Origin of the sequence: Paenibacillus sp. EKM206P, assembly GCF_011066155.1 — a bacterium.
Lineage (GTDB): Bacteria > Bacillota > Bacilli > Paenibacillales > Paenibacillaceae > Paenibacillus > Paenibacillus polymyxa_D.
On record NZ_JAAMNQ010000014.1, the window covers coordinates 86931 to 99514 of the forward strand.

Consider the following 12584-nt stretch of genomic DNA (forward strand, 5'->3'; position numbering starts at 1 on the left):
AATGATTCCATCTGCCAAAATATTTATTTACACTACTACAGGTCCAAAGCTTTATCATCACAAGATAACACTATGAATCCGTTTAGATCCATTTCATCAACAAGGCATACATACATTATATGAATTCCTGAGAGGATAATATACTGTACCATATTCCTCATTTCGCACCAAAAACCTTCAACCCTGTGAAGCAAGGGAAGAAGGTTTTTATTCATCTGCGTATAGCACAGATTACTGATCCATGTTTATCCTTTACGCACAGCCTGGGTCACTGAGTCCTCCACCTTAATGCAACGGTCCATAATAACCGTCATTCCATGCTCCTGCGCAATGTCAGCGGCTTCCTGGCTTATAATTCCCTGTTGAAGCCACAAAACCTTAGCTCCAATAGCAGCTGCTTCACGCGCAACCTCTGCACAGTATTCACTGCGGCGGAATACATTGACCAGCTCCACAGGCTCAGGTACTTCAGCAAGACTGGCATAACAAGTCTCCCCAAGGATCGTTTGCCCTGCCGCTGCAGGGTTAACCGGAATAATCCGGTATCCCCGCTTCTGCATGGCATAAGAAACCATATAAGAAGTTCGATCTGATTTATCAGACAAACCAACAACCGCTATATTGCCTACTTGTTCCAAAATGGTTTTAATCTCTTCTCTCGACGGATTTTCAAAAGCCATCCTGTTCCCTCCTATTCGCATCTTCGTTTGTTTTTATTTTACCCATTCTACAGAAGCACCAAGCGTCGTTAGATGGTCAAAATACTGCGGATACGATTTGGCGACATGATGTGCGTCCTTAATCACTAACGGCTTCTGTGCGCGCAAACCAACAATCGTCAAGGCCATAATAACACGGTGATCAAAATGCGCATTAATTTCCACGCCACCTTCGACACCCTCCGGTCTGCCATGTACGATAATTTCCGCTTGGCGTTCTTCTACCTGAGCTCCAGCCTTGGTCAGCTCATTCAAATAATCGGTAATGCGGTCACATTCCTTATATCGTAAATTTTCCACGTTATAAAAACGGGACGTGCCTTCAGCAAATACAGCCGCAGCCACCATTGCAAGCACAGCGTCTGTTGCAGCATCACCGTCAAATTCGACTGCTTTCAATCGACCATTGCCCTTCACAACGACGGTATCGTTCTCATGTGTCAGTGGTACTTCCATCATGCGCAGCACATCTACGATAGCGCGTTCTCCCTGTTTGCTCTGCTCCTTAAGACGATGGATGGTAACATCGGAATTCGTTACTGCAGCAGCCGCCAGCACCGCTGCACTCCCTGGATAGTCTCCCTGTACCGTATACGTACGTGGCTGATAGGATTGCCGTCCCGGGACACGGAAAAACATATAATCATCGCTTGCATGAATGATAATACCAGCCTCTTGCAATACCTCCAGAGTCTGCCCAATGACCACCTTGGATTTCAAATCATGCAGCACTTCGATTTCACTGTCTTCCTCCAGTAAAGGCGTAAGGAATAGCAGGGCGCTCAAATATTGTGAGCTAACCGAGCCGGACACCTGAATTTTACCGCCTTTCGCCTGACCACCCTGAATACGAATTGGCAACTTACCTTCACGATGGTCTACTTTCACACCCAATTGCCCCAGTGCATCGATTAGATCATCATGTGGTCTTTTGCCCAATGAGTCGGGATATGTATTAACAAATGTAACATCCGGACATAGAGATGCAATACCCATCAAAAAACGGAGCACCGCTCCTGCATTTCCCACATTCAATTCCTTCACAGCTTGAGGATGGCTACCAAAACCTGTAATAACTATTTTTTCATCATCCTCTTCCAGTACTGCACCCAGATCGGCGATACAACGACGCATAGCATCACTGTCTTCACTATGGGCAGGATAATAAATGGTACTTTGTCCCTCAGCAAGTGCCGCAGTGAGCAGATAACGAGTAGTGTAGTTTTTAGAGGACAGGGCCCCAATCTCTCCTTGCAAGGAAGGGGTAGGTCTAACGATAACATCCATAATGTACATGCTCCTTTTCGGTTCAACCATCCTATTATACGTTAATTATACAAGTTGTAGCTCATTTCTCCACCCAAAAAAATAAGAAATATTAATCTAGGTCACCCGAGTGAATCCCGTCGGTTATTTAATCTATACCTGCCTTCAGGATTAAGCCGATTGACAGCCTAGAGATAGCTTAGCTATCATACATAGAGTGTGTGTGACATTTTGCACACGTCAAAAACATACGTAGCACCCATTATATATCAGAAAAGAGGTCCGGCCATGACGCAAATCGCCCTGATTGAACCTTCTGAGTTGCGCGCACGTCTGCAAGCAGGAGAGCAATTGCAACTAATTGACGTCCGCGAAGCGGAAGAAGTAGCGGAAGGCATGATTGAAGGTGCCAAGCACATTCCGCTCGGACAGCTTCCGGGTCGTCTTGAAGAAATTGAACGCACCGGTGAAATTATCTTTATTTGCCGGAGCGGTTATCGCAGTGAACGAGCCTGCGAATATCTACAGCAGCTAGGTTATGAAGGCTGTACTAACATGACTGGCGGCATGCTGCAATGGTCACAGGAGCAATAGAATACCTACTTCACAAAAGAGACGGGAACCTTCCCGTCTTTTTTGTTTTAACTCAAAGCTTAGACGCGGTAATGCATTAAAATATTTTGTCCCTATCATAACATAGCGCCAAAAGATTACACAATCCTCTACTGCCATCATAATCGTATCCATAATTATAAATTAAAAAACGGAAGCTTCTTCTACCCATAGGGCAAAAAAGCTTCCGTTGTATTACATAATGCTATTCATACATATCCGTTCGTTCATTAGAACCATTGATGATGGAATACGCCTTCTTTGTCCACACGTTTGAACGTATGGGCACCAAAGTAGTCACGTTGTGCTTGCAACAGATTTGCTGGCAAACGCTCAGTGCGGTAGCTGTCATAGTATGCAAGCGCGCTGGAGAAACCAGGCACTGGAATACCTTGGGATACAGCCACGGAAATCACTTGACGCCATGCATCTTGATACGTTTCAACTACATTTTTGAAGTAAGAATCCAGCAACAGGTTTTTCAAGGCAGGATCGCGGTCATATGCATCCTTGATATTTTGCAGGAATTGCGAGCGGATAATGCAACCGCCGCGGAAGATCATAGCAATTTTTCCGTATTTCAAATCCCAATCATATTCATCGGAAGCTGCACGCATTTGAGCAAAACCTTGAGCATAGGACACAATTTTACTTGCAAACAGTGCTTTACGTACGCTTTCGATAAATTCTTTCTTGTCGCCACTGAAGGACTCAGCATTAGGACCGCTCAGCACTTTGCTTGCCGCAATGCGCTCGTCTTTCATAGCAGACAAGAAGCGGGAAAACACAGATTCAGTAATCATGGACAATGGCACACCCAGATCCAAAGCGCTTTGGCTTGTCCATTTACCTGTACCTTTTTGACCTGCAGCATCCAAGATAACATCTACCATTGGCTTGCCTGTTTCAGCATCGTACTGGGAGAAGATGTCAGCTGTAATTTCGATCAGGTAGCTGTCCAGTTCCCCTTTATTCCATTCCGTGAAGATTTCATGCAGCTCTTCTGCATTCACGTTTAGGACTGATTTTAACAGGTGATACGCTTCACCGATCAATTGCATGTCACCGTATTCGATACCGTTATGCACCATTTTTACATAGTGACCAGCACCGTCGGGACCGATATATGTACAGCATGGGTCGCCTTCCACTTTAGCAGAGATTGCCGTTAGAATCGGCTCTACCAGTTTATAGGCACTTTCTTGTCCACCCGGCATGATCGCAGGACCATTCAAGGCACCTTCTTCACCACCGGACACGCCTGTACCAATAAAGCGAAGTCCTTTTTCCTCCAGCTCCTTGCTGCGGCGCTGTGTATCAGGGAAGTAGGCATTGCCTCCGTCTATAATAATGTCGCCCTTGTCCAGATGAGGCACAAGCTGTTCAATCGTGGCATCTGTAGCTTTACCAGCTTGAACCATGATCAGGATTTTACGGGGCGATTCCAATGAGTTCACAAATTCTTCAATGGAGAAAGTACCCGTCAGTTTTTTACCTTCTGCTTCTTTGATAAGATCGTGCGTTTTTTCTGGAGAACGATTAAAAACCGAGACAGTGAAGCCTCTGCTCTCAATATTAAGGGCTAAATTCTTACCCATTACCGCCAGGCCGATCACACCAATTTGCTGTTTTGCCATCTGGTTCCTCATCCTTTGCAACATATTTTGTCTTCTATATCGCCGCTTTACCGCATTACACTTTATGTGAATCGGAATACGTGCACTTCTATTTTAACGTTTTTGGTGTAAGAAGTGAACCCCTGTCTATTCACAGATGAAAACACCCCATTTACATGAGGTGTTCAGATGTACTACGCTTCCATCATCAGCAGTTGGTGGGATAGCGTTTGCAGGCGCTCATGGCAATTCCCGATTTCAGCCTTATCTCCATCTGTCATCGCTGTGAACAGCTTCTCCAATGCATCGTCCACTTCCATTTTAAGCAGCAGCAGTCGGGTTTCTCCTTCATTGGAAGCGTACATATCCTCCATTTCCTGTGCTGACAGCACCGGTCCCTTCTGATAAATAACACGCTGCTTAAAGCCTGTAACCTCGACCAGACGAATGACCTCACCAAACAAAATATTTTCTACTAAAATATGATGGTCCTTGACTCTTTTGACAATGGCATGGCCCCGGGTGCTTCCAATCAGCTTCTCCAGCCACTCAGCCAGCTTGGCATCGCGAATTACATAATCTCCAGCCAGCTTGTAGTGTCCTGTGCGCAATTGTTGAAAACGGAGCTTCACCAGCTTGCGCCCGGTTCTCACCGACAAAACCAGATACGACTCATCCTCGCTCCAGTACAGCGAATACCCTTCCGATATCAAATCCTTGATCAGATTATGGATATGCCGACGGCTAAACCGGAGCTCTAGATTGCAATATTCTACCTCACAGCCCTTGTTCACGGCATTCCCTCCTTTTTCAAGTCCGATTCAAGAAGTCCGGCTACAGCAAGCCTGCGGCTTTCCCGCTTGATCTTCCTTTGCTCTATTTTATACTTCATTTTATGTAAGGGTACTTGGTTATTTGACCTATTTTTATGAGTAACAGCGCACAATCCTACTTTTGCCTTATATGCTTGTACCGAGCCTGGCCTAAAGTCGGTCAAGCCCGCTGACATTATGCTATAATCGGACATATTACGCCACACGACATGGCTTAACCCATTTACAGGAGGAAAAGGAATGACATTTAGTGGATTTACTGCAAAGGACTTCGATGTTTTTGAAATACCGGGGTTGGAGCCTCGTATGGAAGTGCTGATTCAGCAGATTCGGCCCAAGCTGGAAGCGATTGGCGAGGAATTAGCTCCATTTCTAACAGACTTATGTGGGGAGCCTATGTATGTTCACGTTGCCAAGCATGCACGACGCAAAGTCAATCCCCCGATAGATACATGGGTAGCCTGGGCGGCAAATAAGCGCGGGTATAAGGCGTTGCCCCATTTCGAGGTAGGTATGTTTGCTTCCCATATTTTCGTCATATTCGCAGTCATTTATGAAAGTCCCAATAAAATAACGTTTGCCCAGGCGCTTGAAGCCAACCTGAGCGATGTGCGCTCTAACATACCGGGCCATTTTTACTGGTCCATGGATCATATGGCTCCAGAAGGTACAGAACAGCAGCACATGGACACTGAAGAGTTTCAAACGATCATCCACAAGCTGCAACAGGTAAAAAAAGCCGAGGTCATGTGTGGGCTCCGTATTGATCGTAATGACCCTCTCGCCAGTGACGGAGCAGCATTGCTGCAGACGGTGCGTTCCACCTTTGAGCATTTGCTGCCGCTGTACCGAATGTCTTTCTCAAAAGAGTAGCCCTCGCTGCTTTTCAAGGCGCTGTTCAGGCCTCCACAGTCTTCCTGCGTGGATTCCGCGCCAGAGCCAAGTGGCAGCCAAACATGAGCAGCATCACGACCCCACTGATGATAAATGGAGCTGTGTGTCCAGCACGGTCCCATAGCACTCCTGAAACGAGCGGGCCTATAACCATGCCGGAGCCTTGAAGTGTTAAAAAAAAGCCCCATACCGTTGCTCGCTCGTTTTCCGGAATCAGTCGGGCAAGAAACGTGTTCCATGCAGGCAAAATGAGCGCATATCCCAAACCAATAAGCGCTACGGATACAAACACCAGCGGAATAGATCGAACGATTGAGAAGAAAAACAGCGTAATTCCGGCTAACAAAAAGCCAACATGTAGAAAATACTCCGTTCCAAGTCGGTCGACCAATTTGCCGCAAGGGATCAGTGCCAGCACAGTCACCCCACCGCCTGCAATCAGGAGCACGCTGTACAAGTTCGGTGAAATCCCAAGGTCCGTCCGAGCGTATAGCGTAAGTACTGGGCTGATCAAACCGATAACAAAAGACTGCAAAAACAGCGCCGGGTAAATTAACGGATTGACGTTAAGCTTTGTTTTGAGTACGCCGATCGTCTCTTGGATTCCCCTTAGAGTCCCCCGCTTCTGCTTTATGTACCCATCAGACGACACTAGAGCGCTCTGTTTGAGGTCATCTTTGTCAGCAGACCTTTTCGGTCCTGGCAGCATCAGAGCAACCAACAACAACACAATACTGCATCCTATCAACATCATGAACACCATGCCGTAAGAATGTCCATAGTGGGATATGGCGAAGTTCATAATGAGCGGGCCCAATCCCGTTCCGCCCATAGACGCAATTTCCAGTGTACCCATCGCCGCGCCATTGCTGTTATTAGGCCCGGACATTTCAGTCGTTCCGGTCATAACACAAGGCCAGAGCGGAGAAGTACCTAGACCGAGCAGCAGACACGCGACGACGAGCCACACAGGCTCTGTCAGTACGCTCAGCATAATAATCGCTACAAGCGTAAACAACAGCGCGGTCGACATCGTTCCACGGTAGCCGAGTCGTTCAGCCATCCAGCCCGCCGGTGCCCGAAACGCGTTGTCTCCAAAATACTGAAGTGAAAAGGCCAAACCAATAATCCCGGCCGACAAACCAAGCGTTTCTCCCATATATACCGGCAGGATGGATACCAGAAGTGATCCTTTCATAAATTCGACCAGAAATACCAAAACCCATAATTTAGTAAAGAAAGGAACCCACAACCGCTGCGGAGCTTTTTTTCGTCCTATTTGTCTCATCTAATCCACATCCTCCACCTTCATTTTTTGGCTATAAAGACCGGGTTCTCCGCCTACTCCACTCTTTCGCAAATAAATGCGCCCTCAATCGCTTGCATTCCTACTTTAAACTGCTATACTCAATTTTGTTCTATTATCACTTGCACAGGATTGTCGAAATCCTGCACGAAAGGTTGTGACAACACTAATGAATCAAAGCAACACCCCGCTTTTTACTGCTTTGAAAAAGCATGCTCAGAGCAACCCGGTTCAATTTCACATCCCAGGTCATAAAAAGGGAGTGGGAGCAGATTCGGAATTTCGCGAATTTATGGGGGATAATGCCTTTTCCATAGATATGATCAACATCGCTCCATTGGACGATCTGCATCAGCCTTCAGGCGTCATCGAAGAAGCTCAAAAGCTTGCAGCAGAGGCCTTCGGAGCTGATTATACGTATTACAGTGTACAGGGGACAAGCGGAGCCATCATCACCATGATTATGTCGATTTGCATGCCTGGTGATAAAATTATTGTACCCCGAAACATACACAAATCTATAATGTCTGCCATTATCTTCGCTGGTGCGAAGCCGGTATTCATTTCTCCAGTCAGTGATGAGAATCTCGGTATTCACCACGGGGTTACAACCAAGTCCGTACGCCGGGCATTGGAACGCCACCCTGACGCCAAGGGCGTCCTTGTTATCAACCCGACATATTACGGTGTGTGCGCCGATTTGAAGGAAATTGTAGATCTCGCTCACAGCTATAATGTGCCGGTCCTGGTCGATGAGGCTCATGGAGTACTGATTCATTTTCACTCTGATCTACCGATGTCCGCCATGGAGGCGGGAGCAGACATGTCAGCTACAAGCGTTCACAAGCTGGGTGGTTCCTTGACTCAAAGCTCAATCCTGAATGTAAATACGAAAAACGGATTCGTTAATCCGCAGCGTGTACAAACGATTTTCAGTATGCTGACAACAACGTCGACTTCGTATATTCTGTTGGCTTCGTTAGACACATCCCGACGTAATCTGGCCCTTAACGGTCATGAAATAGCACAACGCGCCCTTGATTTGGCTGAATATTGCCGCTCAGAGGTTAACAAGATTGAAGGGCTATATTGCTTTGGTAGTGAAATTCTCGGCACGGAAGCTACCTACGATTATGATCCAACCAAAATTACGGTTCATATCCGCCATTTGGGCCTTACCGGATACGATGTGGAAAATTGGCTGAGAGATCACTATAATATCGAGGTTGAACTTAGCGATATGTACAATATTCTTTGTTTGGTGACCCCTGGGGATACCAAAGAGGAAATTGAAATTTTGTTGAAAGCTCTGCGTGAGCTGGCTTCTCTGCACTATTCCACAGGTCAGGAGCATGAGCTGGTTGTAAAGATACCAGATATCCCTCAGCTCTCCCTCATTCCAAGAGACGCTTTTTATGGAGATACGGAAATCGTGCCCTTCAAGGAATCTGCTGGTCGCATTATTGCAGAATTCATTTATGTGTATCCACCGGGTATTCCGATCTTACTGCCAGGAGAAGTTATTTCGCAGGACAATATTGATTATATTGTTGATCATGTAGAAGTAGGCCTGCCTGTTAAAGGACCCGAGGACCGAACAGTACATCAGGTGAAGGTTATCGTCGAGACTGACGCTATTTCATAATATTGATCGGACAACACATGCTTACAAAATATGTTGATAGTCAAGAAAAAAAGCCTCCATTTGGGGGCTTTTTTTCTTAAAGAGCTATAACAGCTACTACATCCAATTCTATTCGTATTGGGCAACAAGCTCACTATATGCAGCTTCTACACGTTTCCACTCATCTTCGTCCTCAATATTGTAAAGCACCATTTCTTCGTTTTCTTCTTCCATACGAAGAATAATGCCATCCGCTTCGGGATTGCCTCGCTCAAGCAGAAGAGCATAAACGTGATCTTCTACATCAAAGGTCTCTACCAGCACCATTTCTACATCTTTACCATTTTCATCAGTTAGCGTAAGAACCATTTCTTCATGTTCGTGGTCATGATCGTGGTTGCAGGCTTCACCGTGTTCATGTTTGTGATCACTCATGGAAATACCTACCTTCAAATTGTTTTATTTTCCCCCGTATCGTAACATGATCAAGGGTGCAGGTCAATTTGTGGTATGCCTAATTTATCGCTGTAATGACTTTTTCGGACACCAAGGTATAGCTGCCATCTTTGCTCTCTTTAATGTAGAAACCAACCCGGTAATTCCCTGCTGTTTTGAAATCATACGTAAAGTCGTTCGTACGGAACCAGAAGTTATCCTTTTGTGCTCCTTTGATATCTTGGGACTGAATATCCTTCACGTTGCCCGAAGGGTCGGTGATCGCTACCTTCACTCCGGAGATATCTGTTTTCAAGGTATCAATTTGACTAAATACATTAAATTTCACTTTATTGCCTTTATTCACGTTACCAAACACAGTATCTCCCTTGAACAGGAACATATGCACGTTAGGCTGGTCGAAAACAACTTTTCCACCGGATGGATCAAAATTTACAAGTCCGTTAAAATCACGGATGGGCACATAGGTCTTCCCATCAATGACAACTGCACCATCTTTTGACACCTCTCCATTAATAATCAACTGCACTTGTTCCTTGGCGGATTCCGCCGAAATGGCGGTTCCTCCCATTATTGAAAAGGCCATCATTAGGGCCATCACTCTTCTCCATTTCATCACTACTAATCCCTCCATCGTCATCTGTTAAAAACCTTCTGTCGTACATTTATACCTAGCTCAGCCGCACAAGTTGCGCTGTGTTTCACAAATTGTCCAAAGTTTTTACATAAGGAGCCAAATCTTTAGTTCCAGCAGCATAGGTGGTAAAATACGACTGTAGAATGTTCTAGTACACAAAGTCTGGAGGATAAATCCATAATGAGCCTAACGATACAAATGCTTGGCACAGGCAGTGCCTTTGCCAAGCATTATTACAACAACAACGCGCTGCTGGACAGCGGAGAAGGCAAACTGCTAATCGATTGTGGTACAACCGCTTCGTTAGCATTACACCAAATGCGCGTCCCTTTGCCTGATATTGACGCCATTTTAATCACACATATTCACGCAGATCATGTCGGAGGTTTGGAGGAATTCGGTTTTCAAATGAACATTCTCCATCGTCGCAAGCCTCTACTTTATATCGCCGAACCCCTAATCCACCCTTTATGGGAGCATACACTCAAGGGCGGGATGTCACAGCAGGGTATGATTGACAAGCTTGAAGATGTATTCGAGGTAAACGTAATAACGCCTGGCGTGCCCACTACATTAGTATCCGGTATCCAGGTGGAGCTGATCCCTACACGGCATATTCCTGGTAAAAACAGTTATTCCTTATTCATAAATGACCGCCTTTTTTATAGTGCAGATATGGTTTTTGACCCTGATTTGCTTCATCATCTGGTGCATGAACGAGGATGTCGGAGTATTCTGCATGAGGTTCAATTACAAGGTGCCGGAGAAGTCCATACGACGTTGGACGAGCTGCTAAGCTTGGCGCCATCTCTTCAAGAGTTGATTCGTCTGATGCACTATAGTGATGATATGGAACAATTCAGGGATAAAGCTGGCGTCATGTCCTTTCTGGAACAGCAACGATTATATCAACTTGCAGAGTTGGAACGTGCAGAGTAGCATGCTAAATACAGCTTAACAATTAACAAAAAGCCGCCTGGCTATCCTTTGTAGGAAAGCCAGGCGGCTTGCTGTTCTTAAATATAATGCTAGTGTTGCGAGTTAAGGTCAGAACAATGGCAGTTGATCCAGGTTATTAGAAGGATCTCCGTCGGCATCTCCCCGAATTCGTTTGCTGCCATCCTTGGCCTTGAAAACGTTAACGCCTGCTATTGAGCCTGTCTCAATCTCATTCAAAGCTTGGCTATAATCTAAAATTCGACCGGTAGATGTCTGAAAAGACGTAAGGTCGCCATCCCCGTTTTTACGTACTGCTGTAATTCGCTCCCGTTCTGTATTAGCCATGCTGTATCGCTCCTTATCCATAATATAGTGGAGGAACTTTTACTAGCATGCGCATTGTACAGATTTGTATGCACCTTCCGCTGCCGACTACAACTTTTTGCGCATACGAACATGCGGTATTCCCGCATCGTCAAAAGGTTCATCGGAGATCGTCTCGTAGCCAAGCTTTTCGTAAAACTTCTCGGCTTGACATTGGGCATCTAGCAACGAGTATCTTAACCCCAATTCACGTGCACGTTCCTCCAGTGCTAGCAGTAATACACGTCCATAGCCTGCGGCACGATGCTCCTTGAGAACGGCAATACGTTGCATTTTAGCTGTATCTTCCTCATAGTATGTCAACCGACCAGTGGCCACCATTTCACCATGTTCACAAATTAGCAAATGATGGGCCGTATCTCCCAGCTTGTCATAATGGTCAATTTCTAAATCGAGAGGAACCTTTTGCTCATCGACAAACACTTTGGTACGGATCGATATTGCCTCCTGTAGCTGCTCCTCTGTTGTTACACTTATAATTTCTGCGGCCATCACCTGTTCCCCCTATCATTAACTCCAAATTTGTAAACTCACTAAATTCGAATTATATATATAAATGGTCATGAAGTACAGGCTGACTTCTATTTTTTCACTTTACATATATGGTTAATACATGATATTATCTAATAACCGAAGGACGGTAGCTCAGCGGGAGAGCATTATCTTGACAGGGTAAGGGTCATGGGTTCGATCCCCATCCGTCCTATTCGTCAAAAGCCTTGATATTCAAGGCTTTTTTGTTTGTCTAGAGATAAATCCAGTTATCCTGTTTTTTAATCAAAATGATACTTATAAGAATAAAAAAGCCGCCCGGAAAGATAGGGTCGACTTTTCTGTATACTCAGATCGTTGTAATTTAACAATGTCATTTTTTCTTCAGCAAAGCTTTTCACCTTAATCCTTCTATTTATATAGAAGAAAAAAAACAGGACCTCAGCACAATACGCATAGAACTCTTAGATTACGATATAAACCGCCCCGCTCTCACCGTCAATCTCCGTCGGGTAAGCAGTCACACATCCAGTATCTGGCTCTTGCACCCGGCCAGTGGAAAGGTCAACTTTCCAGTCATGGAGCGGACAATGGATTGCTGAGCCACATATCATTCCTTCGGATAACCGTCCCCCTTTGTGCGGACAACGATTCTCAAGTGCATGCACGCTGCCATCGCTCAGACGGAATACAGCTATTTCTGTATCATGAATGCGAACTGTCCTTGCTCCACGTCGGTCAATTTCGTTCAAATTAGCTATTCTGATTCTGTTGGTTGTCGTATTGGTCTCCATTTTGTCAGCCCC

At 45.5% G+C, this 12584-nt stretch carries 14 protein-coding genes and 1 tRNA gene; 5 read left to right on the forward strand and 10 right to left on the reverse strand.

The window, feature by feature from the left end:
- Window positions 1-245 precede the first annotated feature (245 nt).
- Together G9G53_RS22250 and aroA are read right to left on the reverse strand one after the other, a co-directional pair.
- Complete coding sequence (locus G9G53_RS22250; protein ID WP_029517656.1) at window positions 246-680, reverse strand: CoA-binding protein; 435 nt, start codon at window positions 678-680, stop codon at window positions 246-248.
- Between the two features lie 33 nt (window positions 681-713).
- A complete protein-coding gene (gene aroA / locus G9G53_RS22255) occupies window positions 714-2006 on the reverse strand; it encodes a 3-phosphoshikimate 1-carboxyvinyltransferase (protein WP_165150279.1) in 1293 nt (430 codons plus the stop codon).
- A 267-nt stretch (window positions 2007-2273) separates the two neighbouring features.
- Here aroA and G9G53_RS22260 point away from each other — a divergent pair, with 267 nt between their 5' ends.
- The gene (locus tag G9G53_RS22260) at window positions 2274-2579 is read left to right on the forward strand and encodes a rhodanese-like domain-containing protein (protein ID WP_010345522.1); all 306 of its coding nucleotides are present in this window, start codon (window positions 2274-2276) and stop codon (window positions 2577-2579) included.
- A 248-nt stretch (window positions 2580-2827) separates the two neighbouring features.
- Here G9G53_RS22260 and gndA read toward each other — a convergent pair whose 3' ends face one another.
- Together gndA and G9G53_RS22270 are read right to left on the reverse strand one after the other, a co-directional pair.
- Window positions 2828-4234, reverse strand: a complete 1407-nt coding sequence (gene gndA / locus G9G53_RS22265; protein ID WP_013310934.1) for an NADP-dependent phosphogluconate dehydrogenase — start codon at window positions 4232-4234, stop codon at window positions 2828-2830.
- A gap of 173 nt (window positions 4235-4407) precedes the next feature.
- The gene (locus tag G9G53_RS22270; RefSeq protein ID WP_039270817.1) at window positions 4408-5007 is read right to left on the reverse strand and encodes a hypothetical protein; all 600 of its coding nucleotides are present in this window, start codon (window positions 5005-5007) and stop codon (window positions 4408-4410) included.
- Window positions 5008-5286: 279 nt separating this feature from the next.
- Between G9G53_RS22270 and G9G53_RS22280 the strand changes: the two genes are divergently transcribed.
- The gene (locus tag G9G53_RS22280) at window positions 5287-5919 is read left to right on the forward strand and encodes a YktB family protein (protein ID WP_165150291.1); all 633 of its coding nucleotides are present in this window, start codon (window positions 5287-5289) and stop codon (window positions 5917-5919) included.
- 25 nt (window positions 5920-5944) lie between these two features.
- Here the strand turns inward: G9G53_RS22280 and G9G53_RS22285 are convergent, their stop codons facing one another.
- Window positions 5945-7228: an MFS transporter gene (locus G9G53_RS22285; protein WP_165150293.1), complete on the reverse strand. Its 1284-nt coding sequence runs from the start codon at window positions 7226-7228 to the stop codon at window positions 5945-5947.
- 187 nt (window positions 7229-7415) lie between these two features.
- Between G9G53_RS22285 and G9G53_RS22290 the strand changes: the two genes are divergently transcribed.
- Window positions 7416-8891: an aminotransferase class I/II-fold pyridoxal phosphate-dependent enzyme gene (locus tag G9G53_RS22290; protein WP_029517663.1), complete on the forward strand. Its 1476-nt coding sequence runs from the start codon at window positions 7416-7418 to the stop codon at window positions 8889-8891.
- 108 nt (window positions 8892-8999) lie between these two features.
- On the opposite strand, the gene G9G53_RS22295 is transcribed toward G9G53_RS22290, so the two are convergent.
- Both G9G53_RS22295 and G9G53_RS22300 read right to left on the reverse strand, forming a co-directional pair.
- Window positions 9000-9305, reverse strand: a complete 306-nt coding sequence (locus G9G53_RS22295) for a DUF1292 domain-containing protein (RefSeq protein WP_007431055.1) — start codon at window positions 9303-9305, stop codon at window positions 9000-9002.
- Window positions 9306-9384: 79 nt separating this feature from the next.
- Complete coding sequence (locus tag G9G53_RS22300) at window positions 9385-9942, reverse strand: copper amine oxidase (protein WP_165150295.1); 558 nt, start codon at window positions 9940-9942, stop codon at window positions 9385-9387.
- A 201-nt stretch (window positions 9943-10143) separates the two neighbouring features.
- Here G9G53_RS22300 and G9G53_RS22305 point away from each other — a divergent pair, with 201 nt between their 5' ends.
- The gene (locus G9G53_RS22305) at window positions 10144-10902 is read left to right on the forward strand and encodes an MBL fold metallo-hydrolase (RefSeq protein WP_069010571.1); all 759 of its coding nucleotides are present in this window, start codon (window positions 10144-10146) and stop codon (window positions 10900-10902) included.
- 108 nt (window positions 10903-11010) lie between these two features.
- Here the strand turns inward: G9G53_RS22305 and G9G53_RS22310 are convergent, their stop codons facing one another.
- Both G9G53_RS22310 and G9G53_RS22315 read right to left on the reverse strand, forming a co-directional pair.
- Window positions 11011-11247 (reverse strand): DUF3892 domain-containing protein, encoded by a 237-nt coding sequence (locus G9G53_RS22310; RefSeq protein WP_165150297.1) that lies wholly within the window; start codon window positions 11245-11247, stop codon window positions 11011-11013.
- An 87-nt stretch (window positions 11248-11334) separates the two neighbouring features.
- A complete protein-coding gene (locus G9G53_RS22315) occupies window positions 11335-11778 on the reverse strand; it encodes a GNAT family N-acetyltransferase (RefSeq protein WP_029517666.1) in 444 nt (147 codons plus the stop codon).
- A gap of 142 nt (window positions 11779-11920) precedes the next feature.
- Between G9G53_RS22315 and G9G53_RS22320 the strand changes: the two genes are divergently transcribed.
- Window positions 11921-11992 (forward strand) — tRNA-Val (locus G9G53_RS22320).
- 250 nt (window positions 11993-12242) lie between these two features.
- On the opposite strand, the gene nirD is transcribed toward G9G53_RS22320, so the two are convergent.
- A complete protein-coding gene (gene nirD, locus G9G53_RS22325) occupies window positions 12243-12572 on the reverse strand; it encodes a nitrite reductase small subunit NirD (protein WP_029517667.1) in 330 nt (109 codons plus the stop codon).
- Window positions 12573-12584: the final 12 nt, after the last annotated feature.

Excerpts from the sequence above, each read along its gene's own strand:
- G9G53_RS22250 (WP_029517656.1), bottom strand. The coding sequence starts at position 680 with ATGGCTTTTGAAAATCCGTCGAGAGAAGAGATTAAAACCATTTTGGAA.
- aroA (WP_165150279.1), bottom strand. The coding sequence starts at position 2,006 with ATGGATGTTATCGTTAGACCTACCCCTTCCTTGCAAGGAGAGATTGGG.
- G9G53_RS22260 (WP_010345522.1), top strand. The coding sequence starts at position 2,274 with ATGACGCAAATCGCCCTGATTGAACCTTCTGAGTTGCGCGCACGTCTG.
- gndA (WP_013310934.1), bottom strand. The coding sequence starts at position 4,234 with ATGGCAAAACAGCAAATTGGTGTGATCGGCCTGGCGGTAATGGGTAAG.
- G9G53_RS22280 (WP_165150291.1), top strand. The coding sequence starts at position 5,287 with ATGACATTTAGTGGATTTACTGCAAAGGACTTCGATGTTTTTGAAATA.
- G9G53_RS22285 (WP_165150293.1), bottom strand. The coding sequence starts at position 7,228 with ATGAGACAAATAGGACGAAAAAAAGCTCCGCAGCGGTTGTGGGTTCCT.
- G9G53_RS22290 (WP_029517663.1), top strand. The coding sequence starts at position 7,416 with ATGAATCAAAGCAACACCCCGCTTTTTACTGCTTTGAAAAAGCATGCT.
- G9G53_RS22295 (WP_007431055.1), bottom strand. The coding sequence starts at position 9,305 with ATGAGTGATCACAAACATGAACACGGTGAAGCCTGCAACCACGATCAT.
- G9G53_RS22300 (WP_165150295.1), bottom strand. The coding sequence starts at position 9,942 with ATGAAATGGAGAAGAGTGATGGCCCTAATGATGGCCTTTTCAATAATG.
- G9G53_RS22305 (WP_069010571.1), top strand. The coding sequence starts at position 10,144 with ATGAGCCTAACGATACAAATGCTTGGCACAGGCAGTGCCTTTGCCAAG.
- G9G53_RS22310 (WP_165150297.1), bottom strand. The coding sequence starts at position 11,247 with ATGGCTAATACAGAACGGGAGCGAATTACAGCAGTACGTAAAAACGGG.
- G9G53_RS22315 (WP_029517666.1), bottom strand. The coding sequence starts at position 11,778 with ATGGCCGCAGAAATTATAAGTGTAACAACAGAGGAGCAGCTACAGGAG.
- nirD (WP_029517667.1), bottom strand. The coding sequence starts at position 12,572 with ATGGAGACCAATACGACAACCAACAGAATCAGAATAGCTAATTTGAAC.